At 41.1% G+C, this 19,443-nt stretch carries 15 protein-coding genes; 3 read left to right on the top strand and 12 right to left on the bottom strand.

Going from position 1 to position 19,443, the window contains the following annotated elements; genetic code table 11:
* Nucleotides 1-10 precede the first annotated feature (10 nt).
* The 6 genes from J4N22_RS12535 to J4N22_RS12510 form a co-directional block, all read right to left on the bottom strand.
* Nucleotides 11-970: a hypothetical protein gene (locus J4N22_RS12535; protein ID WP_207495064.1), complete on the bottom strand. Its 960-nt coding sequence runs from the start codon at nucleotides 968-970 to the stop codon at nucleotides 11-13.
* A gap of 114 nt (nucleotides 971-1,084) precedes the next feature.
* Nucleotides 1,085-3,355, bottom strand: coding sequence for a translocation and assembly module lipoprotein TamL (gene tamL / locus J4N22_RS12530; protein WP_207495062.1), 2,271 nt, complete (start codon nucleotides 3,353-3,355; stop codon nucleotides 1,085-1,087).
* Entirely contained in the window at nucleotides 3,339-8,528 is a 5,190-nt protein-coding gene (locus tag J4N22_RS20205) for a translocation/assembly module TamB domain-containing protein (protein ID WP_483413485.1), read from the bottom strand. Before J4N22_RS20205 ends, tamL begins: the two co-directional genes overlap by 17 nt.
* 202 nt (nucleotides 8,529-8,730) lie before the next feature.
* The gene (locus J4N22_RS12520; RefSeq protein ID WP_207495058.1) at nucleotides 8,731-8,898 is read right to left on the bottom strand and encodes a hypothetical protein; all 168 of its coding nucleotides are present in this window, start codon (nucleotides 8,896-8,898) and stop codon (nucleotides 8,731-8,733) included.
* Nucleotides 8,899-8,946: 48 nt separating this feature from the next.
* Nucleotides 8,947-9,222 carry a SemiSWEET transporter gene (locus J4N22_RS12515; protein WP_207495056.1) on the bottom strand — a complete coding sequence of 92 codons (276 nt, stop codon included), beginning with the start codon at nucleotides 9,220-9,222 and terminating at the stop codon, nucleotides 8,947-8,949.
* Nucleotides 9,223-9,235: 13 nt separating this feature from the next.
* The gene (locus tag J4N22_RS12510; protein ID WP_207495054.1) at nucleotides 9,236-9,817 is read right to left on the bottom strand and encodes a DUF4142 domain-containing protein; all 582 of its coding nucleotides are present in this window, start codon (nucleotides 9,815-9,817) and stop codon (nucleotides 9,236-9,238) included.
* Between the two features lie 230 nt (nucleotides 9,818-10,047).
* Between J4N22_RS12510 and J4N22_RS12505 the strand changes: the two genes are divergently transcribed.
* The 3 genes from J4N22_RS12505 (at nucleotide 10,048) to J4N22_RS12495 (ending at nucleotide 11,285) form a co-directional block, all read left to right on the top strand.
* Entirely contained in the window at nucleotides 10,048-10,449 is a 402-nt protein-coding gene (locus J4N22_RS12505) for a YtxH domain-containing protein (protein WP_207495052.1), read from the top strand.
* A gap of 63 nt (nucleotides 10,450-10,512) precedes the next feature.
* Nucleotides 10,513-10,857, top strand: a complete 345-nt coding sequence (locus J4N22_RS12500) for a phage holin family protein (RefSeq protein ID WP_207495050.1) — start codon at nucleotides 10,513-10,515, stop codon at nucleotides 10,855-10,857.
* 5 nt (nucleotides 10,858-10,862) lie between these two features.
* Entirely contained in the window at nucleotides 10,863-11,285 is a 423-nt protein-coding gene (locus J4N22_RS12495; RefSeq protein ID WP_207495048.1) for a hypothetical protein, read from the top strand.
* A gap of 122 nt (nucleotides 11,286-11,407) precedes the next feature.
* Here J4N22_RS12495 and J4N22_RS12490 read toward each other — a convergent pair whose 3' ends face one another.
* The 6 genes from J4N22_RS12490 to J4N22_RS12465 all read right to left on the bottom strand — a co-directional run bounded on the left by J4N22_RS12490 (nucleotide 11,408) and on the right by J4N22_RS12465 (nucleotide 19,314).
* The gene (locus J4N22_RS12490) at nucleotides 11,408-11,632 is read right to left on the bottom strand and encodes a hypothetical protein (protein ID WP_207495046.1); all 225 of its coding nucleotides are present in this window, start codon (nucleotides 11,630-11,632) and stop codon (nucleotides 11,408-11,410) included.
* 9 nt (nucleotides 11,633-11,641) lie between these two features.
* The gene (locus J4N22_RS12485; RefSeq protein WP_207495044.1) at nucleotides 11,642-12,730 is read right to left on the bottom strand and encodes a DNA topoisomerase IB; all 1,089 of its coding nucleotides are present in this window, start codon (nucleotides 12,728-12,730) and stop codon (nucleotides 11,642-11,644) included.
* Nucleotides 12,731-13,240: 510 nt separating this feature from the next.
* Complete coding sequence (locus J4N22_RS12480) at nucleotides 13,241-14,446, bottom strand: hypothetical protein (RefSeq protein ID WP_207495042.1); 1,206 nt, start codon at nucleotides 14,444-14,446, stop codon at nucleotides 13,241-13,243.
* Nucleotides 14,447-14,584: 138 nt separating this feature from the next.
* A complete protein-coding gene (locus J4N22_RS12475; protein ID WP_207495040.1) occupies nucleotides 14,585-15,070 on the bottom strand; it encodes a hypothetical protein in 486 nt (161 codons plus the stop codon).
* Between the two features lie 69 nt (nucleotides 15,071-15,139).
* Entirely contained in the window at nucleotides 15,140-16,507 is a 1,368-nt protein-coding gene (locus J4N22_RS12470) for a hypothetical protein (RefSeq protein WP_207495038.1), read from the bottom strand.
* A 29-nt stretch (nucleotides 16,508-16,536) separates the two neighbouring features.
* On the bottom strand, nucleotides 16,537-19,314 hold the full coding sequence (locus tag J4N22_RS12465; RefSeq protein WP_207495036.1) for an outer membrane beta-barrel protein: 2,778 nt from the start codon (nucleotides 19,312-19,314) through the stop codon (nucleotides 16,537-16,539).
* Between the last annotated feature and the right edge of the window lie 129 nt (nucleotides 19,315-19,443).

Raw genomic sequence — 19,443 nt, 5'->3', positions numbered from 1 at the left:
ATATCAAAGTTTAAATACGCTTCAGGTCTTTCGACTTAAGATTGTAAGTAACGCCAGTATACCTGCGGTATGCAACTGTTCCTGAATTAACTTCTAAAACACCTACATATTTATCGGTACTGCTTTGCACGTATTCAAACAAGAAAAGTGGCTTCTTAGGATTGCGGTGCCTTACGATTTCTGTCAATTCTTTATTAGAAACGATCTTGTAGCGGCCATCATACTTAGCAAAGAAGTCGGCACCTTTTGCAGCTTCTTTTCCCGTAAACTTACTGCGGCTGAATAAGACGTTTTCTGGTACGTAAAGCGTATCCGTTTTTATCCTGTCGCGCAGTACATCATCGGAGTAATTCTCATACACCCAAGGGTTCTTTTTGTTTTGCAGGTTCTTTTGTACAAAGCGAACATAAGCCATCATATAAGGCACCGAGAAGTTGCGCATGGTTACATTCTCATAAATTTTATCACTGGCATCTTTAGCAGAGAAATTGATACCGGTAGCTGCAAATTCAGGATAAAGCTCTACCCTGCACAGTACATCTGTATGTTGTTTCTCTTTGCCCTTTTTTGTCTCTGTACTATAGCTTGATGAAAGTGCCAGGTAGTAATGCGTATTTGAATAACTAAAACCACGGCTATTAGTGGTAGTAGTGGTGATGCCATTGATCTGGAAGAAAGCATATTTGCTAGGATCTGCATACGCATCTATATCGCTATAGCGGATCACTTCCATGGGTGTAAGGGTCCATGCTTTCGGCAATAACTCTTTATAATCTTCCAAAGAAGCATATTCAGATTTAGGTACTACGAACACTACGGTTTTACCTTTCAGCCTGTTGAATTCATCAGGTGATACTTTGGAATTGTGCGATGCACGTGCCATTGATTTTAGGCAGGATGTAAAGCCGGTGGCAATAAAGAAAGATAAATAGACGAGCACAGCCAGTCTTTGCAGCGGGAAGGGTTTCATGATAAGGGTTGTTTTGGTTAGCGCTGCAAAATATCAGGAAAATGAAACCAAAACATGTTTTTGAAGATTTATACCATTTTTTAATAAAAAACCCCGGAAGACCGAGGTGAAATTTTAGAATGGATATCCAATAGCCAGGTTGATGATCATATCTTGCCGGGGCGGTTTAGCAGCATAAGGTACTTTTAGTGGCCATGCAACGTCAACTCTTAGTAATAGGATCGTAAGATCTAAACGCACACCAACACCAGCATCCACCGCTAATTCTTTTAAGAAATTACCTGAGAATTTTGCCCCGGGCCTGTTGGGATCTTCATTGAACAACCAGATATTTCCGGCATCTACAAAGAGAGCTCCTTCTACAATATTGGTAATCTTAGGCCTGTACTCCGTATTCATTTCCAGTTTTATATCTCCGGATTGATCAGGCAAAAAGAACATTCGGGGATTGTTGGCATTTGCAGGTGTGGAAGTTCCGGGACCAACAGTACGGCTTCTAAATCCACGCAAGCTATTATTACCGCCTGCAAAAAATTGCTTCACGAATGGCATTTGCTGGCTGTTTCCATAAGGATAACCAAAACCAAGGATGATGCGGTTTGCCCATTGACTGCGCAGGCCTATCTGCCTGTAGTACCGCGCATCCAGTTCAGTTTTTAAATATTGTGAAAATCGTGTTCCAAAGAGAGTCGCAGTATCATTGGTCTTCCAGTTTGCGCCTGTGGCTAAACCCATAACATTACCCGCTACATCCAACAAGCCATTGAAGAATATCCCAGTTCTGTTGGTAGAATTAGCAAGCTGGTTGTAATTGTAGTTGTAAGTAGAGCCAAGGATAAATTGTTGCTCTACGATACGCGCCAATGTTGGATTTTGCTGCATTCTATTAGCGTACTCGGCTGTTACATTTAGCGGCTTTACATAATTGATAGAAATAGGATTTAACTGGTGTTCTTTCTGAATACTTTCTCTCCAGGTATATCCATAGTTACCACGGATGCTGTTAAGAGTATATAGCGCCGACCTGTTCAGCAATTCATAGCCTGCCGTAATGTTTGTACGTGGGACAAATTCTCCTGGTCCTCGTACATCAAGAAATGGAATAACAAATCGAGGTATGCTTAAAGTAACATCGCCACCCACTCTAAAAGTATTTGACCGGCCAAAGTTTCCGCTTATTTGTACTTCAGAACCCGCAAATAAATTCACCATCAGCTGTTCAGCGCCCCTGAAAGCATTCCTGTTGCGCCAGCCCACTGTTATTTCCGAACCGGTAAGGTTATTTGTTTTAGAAGTACCACGTAATTCTGCCCGTAATGATTTCTTAGGAAGCGGCGTCAGGTAGTAATACGAGTTCAACATATGCCTGCCGGAGTCTATCAACGGGGAAAACCTGTTTTTTACAAACTTATAGGTACCCAGGTTTATCAGCCTTCTAAGAGTTGTATTATGGTCTTTACGGCTGTAAATATCACCCGGCTCAAACTGCATCATTTGCTCAAACACCTGTGGCTTGAAAATCTTTCCGGAGTCAACTACATAATAACCTGCGTGCTTATCTGCATGCCTCAGCACTGTATCGGTTGCGGCTGTGGTTAAGTTGTAGTTAGAGTAAATAAATACATCATTGATCCTATAAATGTTTCTAGCCTCGGGAGCTGTTTCAGGCTTAACTCTCAGGTATAGGTCAACTTTGTTACCGCCAACCGTAGTATCTGCTTCTATCAGCAGGTAATCTTCATTAAAGTAATAAAATCCTTGTTCTTTCAGTGCCACATCTATCCTTGTTCGCTCACCTTTTATCAGGTCCAGGTTAAAGGGTACATCTCCTTTTAAAAGTGATCTTTCTTTAGTGCCCCGGATAGCATCACCCAATGCACCCGAATCAGGAGGGAAGGTGATATTTCTTACCTGATATTCAGGACCTGTAACAACGCCGTATGTGGCACTTGCTTTTTTATTCTTTACAGTTGTATCCCCGCTTACTCTTACATGAAAAAATCCGCGGTTCTCCATGTAACTATTCAGCACCTCTACATTCCTGTCGAGGCTCAACTGGCTGAGCAGCACAGGAGGCTCACCGAACTTGCGGCGTAACCACCCGCCAATACCTTTTTCGCTACCCATATTATAGATCCAAAGCTTGATAGGCATTCCTAACACCTTTGAATTAGGCTTAGGCCTTGTAAGGCCGGAAAGACTGTTGCGAAGAGCCTTCCGCTGTTTCGCTGGTACTTCTGTCTCCTCTATTTTTACTGTAGCTCCGGTGTACAGTGCATCATTATCCGGGACCGTTTTTGTGGTACTACAGCCCACAGCCACTGACACCAGTAGCAATAACGCCAGTACATGTATGTAACTATTGCTGTTAGTTTTCATTTTCATCTTTACGTGAAGTATCTAGCGCAGCTTCAGACTTTGTGCTGCTGCTACCTTGTGGATTTGCAGGTTGCTCAGGCGCCGGGGTGTTTCTGTGTTCTAATCTCTCACGTCTTCTCTCACGTGCCATTGCGCGCCTGTCTCTTCTCCTTTCAAATATTTCTTTGAAGCGATTGTAATCAACATTAACTGCAAAGCCTACACCTGTTTCCAGCACATATCCTTCTACCACACCTTCAAACTCGTTGCGCCTGTAAGCACGTAGCAGGTACCTGCCATCGCGGGTTAAGAAGTATTCAATATTTATATCTGGTGCTGATGCTGTATTATTGGCACTACCCTGGTTAGTTTGCTGGCCACCTTCCAGTTCAAAGTTTCTACCTACCGACACGTTCAAACGGTCGTTGAGCAATCGCTTAGAAACCGCAACATTCAGATCTGTACGATTTCTTAATTCACCTGTAGTATAATCTTCAGTTGAAACCAAGTCGAAGTTCAGGTCAACTCCTGCTATCAGGTTTTCGGTCATATTATTCAACTGCTCTGTTAGCATCCGGCTTACACTTTGGCGGGCAAGCGTTCCTGCTGTGGTTCCGCCTCCCGAACTTTCAAAAGGATTTTCTGAAACAAATCGGTTAAGTAGAAGAAGTGCAAATACCTGCTTGTTAAGTTCGGATGGCTCAGATTTTAGCTGGTTCAAACGTGTTTCCACGTAACCGGCGATTTCATTATCCACCCTTACGCTGCTTTCTTCAGGAAGAACGATATCGAAAGTAAGAGTCGGTCGCATCAGCTCTCCTTCCATATTTAGGTGCACCTGGAAAGGCAACCTTTGCCTGAAGCGAAGATCGCGTGTTGCAGCTGGCACCTGGTCCTGCACTAGCTCTATAGCAGAAGTATTAGCTACATATACAGCAGTGATGTCAAGATTTGCATCTGTTGGTTCACCTGTCCATGTTATGGTACTTCCCTTCTGTATATCGAAGCGGCGACGCAGGAAATTAAACGACATTTCGTACGACCCTGCTTCTAACTCGTAAGAACCGGTAAGTGTTACTTTTCCACTCTTATCTACACCACCAGTCAAATTGGCCTCTCCTTTCAACTTTACAAAGTCACCGTTTCCTTCATCAATCACCAGGTTGAGTTCTGCTTTTTTATCTACTTCTATATTGGCTGTAAGATCCATCCCCACCAGCCTCGTACGATTGAGTGTATCAATAGCTGCCAGGAATAAAGAATCTGACAGCGGATCATCTTTATCAACGAACACTACTATTCCTTCACGCTCTACTACACCCGGCTGCGATTGCGGAAGCACAACCGTCATCCTGGTATCTTCATTCACTTTTAAAGAACCATCTATTACTGGCGAAGTTTCAGTTCCTCCTATGTGCAGATCCGTATCAAAATAAAGCTGGCCGTAGAAAAGCTCATTGTCCCTTTTCGTGCTATTCAATGCCCTGAAATTTCTAGCCCGTATACCTAGGTCGAAATTGTAATTCATGAAGTTGGTGGTAGCGGCCGTACCATTTATCGTCAACCTGTTTTCAGCAGAGTCCCGTATGGTAAAACGATCGAAACGAAGACCACGATTATCAACAGCAACAATGGCTTCATTATCTATTTTGAATTCATTACCCAACATAGACACGACCATTCTTGTATCATTGAAATTGATCCGGCCGTCAATATCAGGTGAGGCTGCTGTTCCTCCTATTTTTACGTTTCCACTCATGTACCCATGTGCATCACGAATACTTCCCATACTAGCACCTTCCAATGTTTCTAATTGAAGAGCTCGAATGGCAAGATTCAAATCCATATTACTATTGTTCTGTGGTTTCAGGTAATAATTACCCGTAAGTGCCACATCGTTGCCACGACCTGTAATGGTTACATTGGTAGCAAATACATTCGCGTTCCTGTTGTCGATTTTAGCATTTACATCACCTATAGTGTCGCGGTTAATAGCAAGATTGTTGATGGTAAGATCTGTAGTAAAATTGGGTTGCGTGGTTAGGTCGCGCAACAGGATATTACCATTGAGCGTACCATCAGCCATTGCTGTATCAACCTGTACAAAACCTGTAAGCGTAGCCAACCTGAAGTTGTTGAAACGTACTTCCATTGGGCTGGTGGCAGTGGTGCCCTGGCTATTGATCAAAAGCTGCTGATCACCTTTGCTCAGGTTGAAATTGTTAGCATTCACAAGGTCTGCACCAAAACGTATCAGGTTGTCGTTGTTAATGCTCCATACATCATAGTTCAACATCAGGCTATCGGGCCGTAGCGAAAGAGAAAACAGATCATTGGGTTCTTGCGCAAAGAGCCCCTGTAATCGGTATTTATCTTTACCGGCTTTGTCACCCACTCTTAAGGCAAAATCAACTTTATTATCATTGATATTGGCGCGTAAACGTGTTCCTAATAATGAGAGGTTCTCGCCTGCACTTATTTCACCAACATTGGTTTCTATTTGTAGCCTGTCGCCGGCAGTAGTGGCCGTTAGGTTCATATCAGCTATGCGATTGGTGCCGAGCACTATCATAGGCGATCGAACATCAGCATTCCAACCATCAGCACTGGAGAAGTTTGCATCAATTGCTATATCATCCATCCGCTTTAGGTCAGGTATAAAAGCTTTTAGGGTCGGATGATCTATTACATGCGCATTGATGGTAAAATTATATGGATCAGGAATAGTTTTAGACGGTGTAGTATTGATAGCATAATAAGGCTGTATAGCATCAATAAAGATGTCTCCTAGTTGAGCAAGTTTGTACTGACCGCTTAATGTTGCTGTTACAAAATCTGTTTTAGCAGTGATCAGTTGTTGTCCTGCTTCGTAGTTAGCCAACACTTCTACCGAATCAAGTTTTATCCTTTGATTGTTTGCAACAAGCAGAGAATTTGTAAGATATATCTGTCCTGAAAGTGCATCCAGGTTTAGCTCAGGAAAATTGGCGACTATCTTACCCCGATAGATCATAGGATCTGGTGTAAGATTAAGAGGACCTGTTTTTATACTATCAATGGTGGCGGTAACAGCAAATCCAGGAAGGCTTCCTCCCATATCGCCTTCGGCTTGTAATGCAAAGTGCAGGTTTGGATCCTGCATTGCTGCATTAGCGGTGAACTTCTGGTTTGCCAGTGTTGCATTAAGATCAAGGTTGCGATAGGTGTACCCGTTGTACTGCGCACTGCGCACCAAACCTTTAATGCTTGCATTGGCACGTTCAGGATCAAAACCTCTTCCGCGTACGGTGAAGCCCAATGACACTGTTCCCACAGTTTGCGGTTGCTGAATGATACGGCCTACATTTAAACCACTTGTAGATATGTCTGCAGCATAAGTAGCTGCCGCTGGGTTCATAGCATTGTTGATCCTTCCATGAACCTTGGCCCCACCCAAAGATGTATTCAACGACAGGTTAGCATAAGTACTGCTGGCACCACCACGCACAGTACCACTCAGTGCCATTGCCTCAGGTATAGTGATGTTATTAGGAATACTCTTAGGTGGAACAAATGACAACACATCGCTGCGGCTGGTGCTGATATTCCTGATATTAAGATCTGCAGAAAAAGCATTTGGATCTGTAGCATTGGCAAGCGTGCCAGAAATATCAACTTTAGTATTTTGGAAACCCCTGAACTGCAACTCCTGGATATTTAACCGCGCCATGCTTCCACTTATGCGGCTATTGAGGTACAGTATAGCATTTGGATTTCTGAAAGCAGGCTGCGAAGCAAGATCAGGAGCAAACGTGAGAATATCTTTAACCATTACGCGGCTGTTGTCAATATCCAGGTTCAACTCCATCAGGTTCATATTCATTTCTAATGCAGCAAGCGAAGGATATCGAACCGCAGCACTTCTTTTTAACTCAGTTCCCGGTGTGCGTATCAATAGATTATTAAGTGTTGCACCTCGGCTGGTATATCGGAAGTCGGTAGTTAATTCATTTAGCACGAATCCACTTTGCTCACGCATAGATCCGCTTATTATATTCCCAGCTATAGTATCCTGGTTAAAAAGAAAATCATCGGCATGCAGTGTAAGATCAGTTATGCCAAGATGCGCATAATCCATTCCCCTTCCTGTACGTCGCTTTGTGTTATCGTTGAAAGCAAAATTGTTCTTGTTGAACCGGATAGCACCAACTGTAAATTTCCATGGAAGGTATTCAGCTTCTACCTCTTTACCAGTTTGTGTTTTTAATTGTACTACCTCACCCTGTGGTGGAGCATTCATGGTCACATGCCCATCCAGTTCGTTCAATTCTATTTCACGAATAGCAACCAGGAAATTCTCCAGGTCAATGTTCTCCGGGTAAATATTTAATTCTCTGAATTTAAAACGTGTGTCTAAAGCAGAAACACCATTGCTATAGGCAATATCTATGTCGTGTAGTTTTGTTTCCCTATTGGTGAATTTTACAAATTGCTGTGGCGCATTGGCAACTGTAGGTGTGGGATCTGTTTTAGCTACGGTAACTTCTAATGGCGCTGTTTGTTTTACCCTACCCTTCACACCACGCAGATTGATGCTAGGCACATCGTAAACAAGATTATCCGGGTCAAACTTATCTATCCGCGTGTCGAAGTGCCCAAGGTAAACATCCACATCATTACCTGTAACTACATCAAAATATACAAGCCTTGTATCATCAATAATTATTTTATCAATTGCCATTTTCATGGCTGCAGTATCCTTGGTAGCAGGCTGCGCTTGCTGTGTAGCAAACGCATCTATGATAAATTGATAATTGAATATGGTATCAGGAAGTTGCCGTTTTACTTTTAGCGTAATCCCATTCAGGTTTATCTCGTTTATCTGGACCTCGTTATTCAGTAATTTGAACATGGCGATATCCACCTTCAACTGGTTACCTGCCAATAATGTGTCTTTTGTTCTATCCTCAATATAAACTCCTTCCAGCACCAGCATTTTCGGAAAATCAATATCCAGTCGCTTGATAGCAACTTTTGTCTGCAGCTTGTTTTCGAGAAAGGTTACAATTTTACCACGCGCAAAATTTTGCACGGGAGCAGTTTGTATAAGAAGCAGTATTAGTACAATAAGCCCAATTAAGGAAAGCAGGAATATCCCAAACCCTCTAAGTATGCGCACGGGTATCGACCTCTTCTTCCTGGGTTGTTTTTTTGATTCCATATTTAGTATGTAATGCATTAGGACCATCCATGATGGAACATGGAATAATAGTCAAAATGTGCACCATAAGGAACTGATAATTAAAACGAAGATTTACCGAGAAACAGGGCTTCAGCTAAAGCAGTTGATGTATAGCTCAAGGGTGCTTTGTAGAAATTATTCCTCATGGAAGTTCATGGCTTTCAATAGGATATCAAATTTCTTACCTACCCTTGATCTTACGAAGCAACCAAAGTACTACTGCTATAATGATAACAACAATGATAACACCAATCCACATTCCTGCTTTAAAAATGTCTCCTACAACTTCGCAACCCGAAAGAAATACAGATGCCAATACTAGTATTGAAAAGATTTTAACCGGCTTCATATTATTCTGTTTTAGTGAATTGCTTGCAGAGATGACAAAATAGTGCCACTACTTGCTAACAGCTGGTTTACGCTTATATTTAAAATGAAAAAACAGAATAGCTATATTAAGGGTAAAAGCAAACCCATTAGTTACCATTATGGGCATATCATCCCGCAGGATGCCATACACTATCCATAAGCCTATTCCCGTTACCAACGTAATAAACATTCCTAGCGAAAGGTCTTCCACCCGTTTATCTTTTATGATCTTAATCAATTGCGGAAGCAGAGAGCAAGAAGTAAGGATGCCTGCAATAATTCCAACAATACTGGTAGTATTCAAAATGAGCTCGTTTTTATTGTTTAAAAGAAACCGCTGTTATTTCCATTATGGTATCTCGGCTTCTCCTGTTTTCAATTAGTTCCTGCAGCTCTTCACCTTGTTGTAAATGATTGATAGCAGTTGCATTTATTTCTTTTGCTACATTCTGAAGTGAAGGATTTTCTGCTTTACTCATGATTGATTTTAGTACCACTAGGTTATTATCATGATTTTCCTGCACAATGGCAGCATAAGCTTTATCAAAAGCAATTCCTTTTTCTCTTACAAGTGCCTGCCATTGCTTCAATTGCTGAGGCGTAAGATCCAGCGGCAGGTCAGCTTTATGTTTATTGGCAACGTCCTCCAATTTGTCTAGCATCGCCTGGTGGTCATTCCTGATGGTTATTGCCAGTTGACGAGTGCCTGGTAAAGCACTCCTGTTAACTGCTTCTTCGGCCATCTTCACTGTTAGCAATAAGTTCGAGTAAGTGTTTATTAATAACTCCGCGTCGTTCCCGGAAAGCTTCACTACCTGCGCTTCCTCCTGCTGCACATTTTGGCAAGAAGAAAATACCACTATAGCAAGCAATAAAATTTTTGTAAGCCTATTGATCATGTTATCTCTTTAAGTAATCACTTACAACAGGAGTAAAACCCGTGCCAGTAAAGCATTTCATTGATTTATAGCATCATCTACAGCTTCAACTGTTGAATGCTGCTGTGCAAATTATTCCACGTACGCATGCGAAAGCAGGTTGAATAAGAGTGCACTTGGCACTATTTTTTTAAATTTTAGGTGGCTACAGCATATTCAATTTTTTTAATCAATTCTAAAAAATCTTAATTATGAACTCAGGATCAAAAGTATTATTAGGTGTATTAGCTGGCGCAGCTACAGGTGCTATTTTAGGTGTTTTGTTTGCTCCCGAAAGAGGAATGGAAACACGCAGAAAACTTGGCGAAGGAAGCCGCGATACTTTAAGCGGACTAAAAGAAAGGTTTTCTGATTTTGTAGATGGCCTTGCTGATAAATATGATCATGTACGTGAAGGGGCTTCCGACTTGGTAGAAAAAGGAAGACACATGGCTACCAACGTAATGGGCGATGGTGCTGCCAGCGGTAGCAACGGCGGTGGCAGTGCTAGCACAGGAAGAAGCACCGGTACTTCAGGCACTTCCGGAAGCACGTCAGGAGCAGCAGGAAGTACTTCAGGTACAACTGGCAACTTAGGCACTAGCACTATGTAGTATTGGTAGTTCGAGAAAGAAAAATTTGTGATTAACATGTCCCGGTGATTGTAAAAGTCTTCTATGAGCAAACAACCTACTTTAACTTTAATAGAGTCCCTTTTTAGCCAGTCGAAGGATTATATAGAGAACCGGATAGAACTACTGAAATTGAAAGCGGTTGATAAATCAGCCTCTGTATTTTCAGCCGTTGTATCAGGAGTTATATTCTTTGTAGTATTCTTTATCTTTTTTGTGATACTTAATATTGGGCTGGCGCTGTTAATTGGTGACTTAGTGGGTAAATCCTACCTAGGCTTTTTGCTCCTGGCGGCTTTCTACCTGATCATCGGGCTTGTTTTATTTGCAGGCCGCAACACGTGGATGAAATCGACTTTTACCGGAATGATCATCAAAAAATTCTTATAACCTGTATGGGAAAATACAATGTATCGAACAGCGCAGAATTGCAAAATGCAATGACTGAGCTGCAAAAGAAAATAGATGTGCAGGAAGTAAAGATGAAGGATCATTACGAGCAAGTAAAGGAAAACCTGCAACCGAAGAATGTTTTAAAAAACACCTATAGTCATATAGCAGAAACGCCTGAACTTCAGCGAACGCTTATTAATACTATACTTGGTTTTGTGATGGGGTTTGCATTTAAAAAAGCTTCTGAAGTTTTAAATGAACAATCACTAGATAGACTTGCCAAGAATATTATAGATTCTACCCTCACAAAATTAGAAACCCGCGATAGGCATAGTATCATTAGTAAAGGGATAACTATGCTACGCAGAAATACTCCTGCAGACTCTGCGCTGCACCAATATATTGGATACAGGAGCACAACTTGATCTTGTTTTTTGAATATAGCTGAGGCCGGGAAAATGTCCCGGCCTTTTTTATTGATATATATGCCAACAAAAAAGCAGCTACAATACCTGTAGCTGCTTTCTATTTTTTTCTTCTTGTAGATTTAGGCTCTGCCCATAAGCTTTTGCACAATATCCGCATCAACATTCAATGAATGTCCATCATCACGGTGCGTGATCCAGGTTTCATGCTCGTCGAAAAATGCATGAAAATTAGACTGGCTCTCATCTGCCACAACATACGTAAACTCATGCGGCTCATTGATGGTAGCACCATTGAAAAGATTTGCCGCACCCTTGCTCTCCATGTGAAAATTTGATACTGTCATAAAAGGTTTTTAGTTGTTTTTCAAAATATTCATCACCAGTTGCTCTTCAGCGGTAAGGCCAGCAACCCCATCATCGTTTTGCATCTCTTCCAGCTTCTTCCAGTACCTGTCCAATGCATTATTTTCGTAAAGCGAAATTATGATCGGGTGTACATAATATTTTTTACAGACTGTACGCGTGTTACCCAATGCTTGCGATACACTGTCTAAAGCCGATACAATATTCTTTTTGGTAGCAGTGGCTGTATCACTGTTACCAAGGCTTTTAAATGCCAGCAGTGCCTGTACAGTTCCTGACCAGGTTCTAAAGTCTTTGGCAGTGAAATCTCCACCACTGATACTCTTAATATAGTCATTTACTTGCCCTGAGTCAATAGATCTCCTGTTTCCTGCCTCATCTATATATTGAAAGAGCTCTTTTCCAGGAATATCCTGGCACTTTTTAACTATAGAAGCCAGGCGTTTACTCTTAATATCAATATCGTGGTAAACACCTTTTTTGCCTTTAAAAGAAAACTTCAGCGAATGACCTGAAATTTTTACATGCTTATCCTTTAGTGTTGTGATTCCATATGAACCATAGATCTTTTCGTACGCCTCATTTCCTATCCTGATATTCGTTCTCTCCATCAAGCTCACAACAGTAGCTAACACTTTTTCTAAAGGCAAACCTGGTAAATTCAAATCTTTCTCCATTTGAACCCGCATACACGGTAGCGCAAGTCCAAACTGGTATAACCGATAAAATTTGGTGTGGTTACGCAGTATGTTCCAGTTAGGATGATACTTGTATTGCTTACGACCACGTGCATCTATACCAGTAACCTGCAGATGCCCATTTTCGTGTTTACAGATCCAAACTTTCTCCCAGGCTGGTGGTATAACCAGCCGTTTTATCCTAAGTAAGTCTTCCTCGTCTTTAACCTGTTTTCCTTCGTACCAATATTCAAAAGAACTTCCTTTTTTTACCCTGGATATTCCTGGCTGGCAATCGCTTACGTATACCAGGTTAACCGCTTCAGCACTTTTTTCCGGATCTTTTAGTAATGACCTAATCTTCCGTTTGGGAATCTGTGCTATTAATTCATCTTCCGTCATTGCCTCTTCTATTTAAGCGTAAATCGTACCGAATTTTGTTGGTCTGCTAACCAATACATTAGCAATTTTTGCTTCAGGTTGTGCAGCAGGAACTTGAGGAAAATCTTCTACATTAGAAACAAACGTGTGCGGAGTATTGTCTGAGAAAATCACTTATATCTCAGCTGGAGAGAAAGATTGTTAGAGTATAATACTAGTAGAAGAAAAAACTTTGCCACAGAACTTACCTCTATTCTTGTTTAGTAACAAAGCTTTCTAAATAAAGGGTAATGATGTAATTCAAAATGCTTTTTTACAAACCCCAACTTCCCCATAATTACATGTAGCCGCTAATGCTATTTCGGAGCTTTTTCGTAGATATCTTGATGATAGGTACAAATAAAAACACCCTTCCATTGCTGGAAGGGTGAGAGAATTTGATTGCCCCCAATCAAAGAGATACAAATATGCTTAGGAAAAGCTGATAAAGCGGTAGTAATACTTTTAAGAAATTGTTACTTCCTTCTAACCTTATTTGATGGCAACTGCTGAAGGATGATAGGCATAAACTACTTCATAAGGTTGCTTCCTTAACGATGGCAGCAATTGTCCCACTCTCAGATCTCTTTTTTGTGGCGTCGGCTCGCATACCCAATAAGCATTACCATTATAAACTATTGGATTTTTGATAGGCTTATCAAAACCAACGGCTATGGTAATATGATCAGGGTAAGACAATACGATCATTGGCAAGTTGTAAATCTCCTTTACCAGGTAAAAGAACAAAGCAGCCCGATCCTCGCAGTCACTATACTCTGACAGTAAAGTTTGTTCAGGTGATAAGCGTTTTTCGGCTCCAAACACTTTTGTATCTGTTTCAAACAAGAAGGCATAGCGGGTAAATCGCATCAAATAGTCAATGCCATCTTTCTGGCTCTTGCGTTTTATATTCTCTTTTAATAATGGAATAAGCGAGCTGTACGTTTCGTTGCTTAATGGAATATTGAAATAGCTTTCATATTCAACAACGGGATAATTCGCAAAGATCTTTTTAACCTGCCTGTTCAGTTTTACTTTGAAGTTGTAGCCAGTCTGGTAATATTCAAACCGCAGCTCTTTATCTTCATAACTGTCCTCATCAAAATCAGGCAGCCTGTTTATTTTGTACGAGAAAGGTTTTGGAGTGGCTGGAACATCAACTAGGAGCTTACTAAACTGCTCTTTACTAAAATCAATATTGTTATTGTAATCGTGGTAGTTCAGGCATACATAATTCTTACCATTCAGGTTCTGACCGGGAATATTATAAACAGCCTCATCACTTTGCACATACAGTAGCAGTTTATTTTCGCTAACACTCAATGTAGAAGCATAACCCGACTTTAATAGCAAGAACCATTTGTACAAAGTATAACGGTGGTAGTTCTCTGCCTTTGGACTTATTCTTTCAGCTGTAGCTCTTATCAACTGGTAATACAACCAATCATCTAGCTGGTGTTGCTCTCTGAAAGATGTGAGTGCCTCTACTATAGGCTCATATTCACTGGAGGAAATAGCCGAATAAAATGACTGAACAGATTGGTTAGATAAGGAAGATGTGTAGGGAACGTGGAAAGAGGGCGCTACTGAAACATTTACAGGATTACCATAGAAGTCGAAATGAAACACCCGATGGTTTTGTGCATTAGCAAACATGCATAGCACAAAGAAAATTGGAAGCAATATGATCTTTCTCAAACTCACGCTTCAATTTACACCATAATTTGTTTTGGTAACAAAAAGATAACATGACATTGATCATCCTTAATTCATTTTAACTATGGCGAAATAACAAAGGCCGCCGAAGCAGCCTTTATTGTAAGAGAAAATCAGCTTTTATTGAGTAGCAACAGGTGCAACAGCTTCTTTCTTATGTTCTGTGATCAAGGTTTTCAATTTTTCATCCATATCAAAATATAAAAACTCCCCATTTATGATGTAGTATAGATAAGAGCAATCACCACCCTTTGTACTGAAATAAATCGTCTTCAATATCTCATCCTTTTTATAACAGTATATCTTTCCAAACGACCTGCAAGGTTTTTTCTCCTGTAGTGTAACATACGACTTATCCAAATTAGCCAGTAGCGCATTAATAGTTTCTTTTTTACTAACAGAAGTGTAGGTAAAAAATCGTGCGTAGCGTAGCGAGTCTCCTTCAGGTTCATCATAGTAAATGATCTGAATGCTATCGGTGTTGGCAAGCATAGGCGCTGCATTCAATCCATCTTTAAAAGCTGGTGCTGTTGCGGCATTTTCTTTCGGCTCGTTATTGCAGGCAAACAAACAAGAAGTAAAAATCAGTAGAAGTAAAAGTCTCATTGGTAATACAGTTATTGAAAAAGCCACCTGCATAGCAGGTGGCTTGAAAAGTTATGAGAAAAATGAAAACTAGTAAACGTTTGTTTGTTGAGTATAGCTAACCCAACCAGTTGTCCAGTTGTTGGTACCCAATGCACCACGGAAAGCACCTGGTGTAAAGAAAGCATCAAGCTCTGTGAAGTTAGCACCGCTTAAAGCAGGTGAACCAGCTTTAGGCATGAAGTTAGGAGCATCCCAATTAAATGGAGCTTCCAGCATGATAGCATTAGGATCAGTATAAGTGATAGATCCATTAGCCTCAGCCTTTGCACGAACCTGTGCTGCTGTTATAACTCCACCAGCAGTTGCATCTACTTTGTAAGGATCAGCCAATGCATGAACCAGGTTGTTAGCAAAAATGGATGTATCTGAATTGTAAGCTGCAGCCGTAGAAGCACTTTCCATTGAGAAACCACCTTTAGGGAAGCCCATCATGATTGAATTCCTTACTTCAAATCTTACTGCTCTTCTCCAACGGTTAGCAAAGTTCAGGAAAGAGTTTGTGTTAGGATCTCCGTTTGGACCAACCCATGTGATGTTGCTTAATACAGGACGTGTGTAAGGTTTTGCTGAAGTGCCAGAACCATCATTGTCAGCTTCTACTCCGTTACCCGCATCAGTATCTGCGATCTCAGGGCGACGCATAACAACTGCATATTGGATCTTACCTGTATAACCAAAGTCGAAATCAAGATCATCATCAGAGCTTGCATACGACATCAGGTATTTAGCATTTACAGTTCCACCAAAGAACTCGTAAGCATCATCATTTGCATATGCTACCTGGATATATTCTAAAGTAGTTCCAGAACCTACACCACCAAGCGTTAATCCATTGATCTCACTTCCTGGCTCAGCAGCTATACCAGCCCACTCAATTCTTACATAGCGCATTGTACCACTGTTATCAGCAGGATTAGTACCACCATAACGACGGTCTACACCACCTTCAACCAATGGAGCAGGAGATAATGGACGGTTAGTAGGAGCATTTCCAAGAAGGATGATACCACCCCAATCGCCACGAGTACGCTGGCCAGGAGCTTTACCACTTGTAAATACGATAGGCTGAGACGCAGTACCCATAGCTTCTATTTTAGCACCACGCTCTATAATTATTGCACCTTTCTGTGAAATGTCACTCTTAAGAATGGTACCGGCAGGAATTGATAAAGTAGTACCAGCAGTGAAGTATACATAACCCCTGATGGTGTAAGTGCCACCGCTAAGGGTAATGTTCCTTTCATACGACCCTTGTAGTACACGAGATACATTTGGATCATCATTGTTGTTGGCTCCAGCGGTTGTACCCATGTTGTCGTTAAAGCTTACTTTAACACAAGAGGATAACCCTACAGCAACGAATGCTGCAAATAACAGTTGTTTAAACTTGTTCATGTTTTTTGTTATTGAAAATTTTAGTGAGATTATTTTCTAGAACGTTCTATATCGTAGGTAAAGCCAACGGTAACTGTAGTACCTGTGCGGTAAGCATAGTTGATCCTGTCGCCCTGGCTATAATTATAACCTGCTTTGCCCGATGGATTATCATAAAAAGCATAGCGGTTGTTAAGTAGATCTGATACTGTTAAACGTAGTTCTCCTTTTTCCTTCAGTACCTTTTTAGATACCATGATGTCAACTACGTTTCTTGGCTTCTCATAGATATCGAAAAAACCTGCACCATTAGGATCTCCCACCAATGAAAGACGTGGTCCTATGCGGTTGTAAAGCAGGCTACCGTTCCAGCCGTTGTTAGTGTATTGTAATCCTGCATTTACCAGGTAAGGTGACTGGCCATACAGCGGACGATCAACTGAAATGTTTTTACCATCTGCTTGCTGCGTGTTCAATGTAACCTTTGAGTCCAACAAAGTAAGGTTACCCATGAACGTGAAGTTCTTTAGTGAGTGGTTGATAAAATCAAGACCTTTCCTGATCTCAACTTCAGCACCTAACAATGTAGCGCTACCAGCATTTGCGTAGCTAAACAACCAACGGTCGCCATTACTACCTGCATCCATACGAAGCTCGATTGGGTCAGTAAATTTCTTATACAACAGACCAACAGAGATCAACTCACCTGCCTTTGGATAAAACTCGTACCTGATATCTCCGTTGATGATAGAAGTTCTTCTAAGAGTGGTGTCTCCACTTATACCCCATATCTGCTCGTAATCGAAGAACTGGAATGGAGCAATCTCTCTGAACTCTGGGCGTGCAATGGTTTTAGATGCCGCCAGGCGCAGCTGCTGCTTATTGTTGATAGAATAAGTGATGTTCACTGAAGGCAGGAAGTCATACTTCTCGTTGTTCACTACAATGCGCTTCATAGACAGGTCCCTGCTCGACAAGAATTGCTCAAAGAATTCAAGACGTCCACCCCAGATCATACGCAGCTTGCTGTTCAGTTTATTGTCGAACATTACATAGCCGCTATTGAGTGCAGAAACACCGAAGTACCTGTCAGTATTTTGTGTTTGCTCATCAAGGTAAAAACCATTTTCGTTTATGTTCTTTGGCAAGAAAGCCTGGTCGAAAGGAGTAGTAAGATCACTTGCAGTGCTGGCTGGCCTGAAGCGGAAAACCCTTGCATTAAAATCTCTTATGCGTAGCAAAGTAGAACCACCAACTTTTACGATCTGCCTGTAATCACCTATCTGAACTGGAACAGTCAAGGCTACATTACCACCGGTAGAATAATCATTTAAATTAGAGAAGAACCTGCGTGTATCATCATCATCCAATTCAAAATGTGAATTAGGATTATCTGAACCTCTTACATATTGTGCTGTGCGAAAATCAGGTTGTGATTTATTGTTGTAAGAGAAGTTACCATTCCAAAGGAACTTGATACCAGAAGAAGTAAGTTGGTGTTCACCTTCTAACTGGCCGCTATACAAACATCTTTGGTTTACAAAAGAAGAGCGTAGCGAAACGATCTGTAAGCGACCCACGTTATTCAACTCTCTTGTAAAGTAGTTGTCTTCATAAAACTGGTTGAATAAGTTTCTGAAAGATATTTTGTGACCACCTTTTACATAGCTGAAGTTAGCAAGTACACCTGCATTCACAGAGTACCTGTTTTGAGTTTCAGTACCAGAGAAAATAGGTGTTCTTACAAACTCGTACCTGCCCCTTTCTACATCATCATACATTACCATAGAATTGCGGTGGTATGCTGAGATGATTGTACCGAACTTTCCACCATTCTTAAAGTTGTTGGTATTAGACCAGGTAAGATTAAGAGTAGTGATAGGTAATGCAGTAGTGGTTACTTCCTGGTAAACATCACCCCTGAATTGCTTTGTCAGTTCTATCTTCTGGGCACTTGTCAATGAACGAAACTCTTCAATAGAAGGTACAGCTGAAGGAAGCTGACGGTTACCGTTATCGAAACCTAACCAATCTGTAGAGTTACGTGGGTTACTTGTAAAAGGCTTGAAAGTAGACTGAGAGTTATAACCCAAAGAAACACCTACAGTCAAAACATTTCGTGTAGGAATATCTCTTGTATTTACTTGAATAAGTCCACCTGCAAATTCACCAGGCAGATCAGGAGTTGCTGTTTTGTTGATGATGATATTATCAATCATCGCAGCAGGAATAAGGTCAAAAGAGAAAGCTTTTTTATCAGGCTCAGAACTAGGCATCAATGCATTGTTGATCATAGCCTGGTTGTAGCGGTCACTCAATCCACGCACTACCACAAATTTGTTATCCTGTATACTGGCACCACTTACACGCTTCAATACTTCGCCGGTATTCTTATCTGGTGTTCTTCTAATGAAGTCAGCAGCAAGGCCACTAGACATTGAAGAATTATTTTTCTGAAATGCGATAAGTGCATTAGTACTTTCTCTCCTTATAGAAGATCGAACGGTAACAGTTTCTACATTTGATTTATTCAGATCCAATACAACATCTACTACGTTTTCAGTATTTGCTTTAACTACCACATCTGCAATGGTCTTAGCTGTATAACCAACCCTTGATATCACTAAAGAATAAGTACCAGGATTCAAGCGGAAAGTAAAACGACCTTCAACGTCCGCAGCAGTTGATTTTCCACCTTCAATTTTGATGGTTGCCCCAGATAATGGATCATTTGATTCGTTGGAGATCTTTCCGTGCAATACAGTTGTTTGTGCAAAAGAGAAGGTAAACAATGAACACAAGAGAAGAGAGAGGGTAAAACGTTTCACTATAACTGATTTTGTTGCGGCAAAAGTAGAAGGCCAATATGAAGCGGTTGTTAAGCCAATGTTACCGCAAGGTTATCATTGGCAAGAGACTGAGGTGCTGCAAGTTGTATAAGAACACAGTCGGTAAGA

The organism is Aridibaculum aurantiacum, from assembly GCF_017355875.1.
In the GTDB taxonomy this organism is placed as follows: Bacteria; Bacteroidota; Bacteroidia; order Chitinophagales; family Chitinophagaceae; genus Segetibacter; species Segetibacter aurantiacus.
The sequence above is the reverse complement of the archived record's forward strand: the minus strand, read 5'-3'. Positions and strand labels throughout refer to the sequence as shown.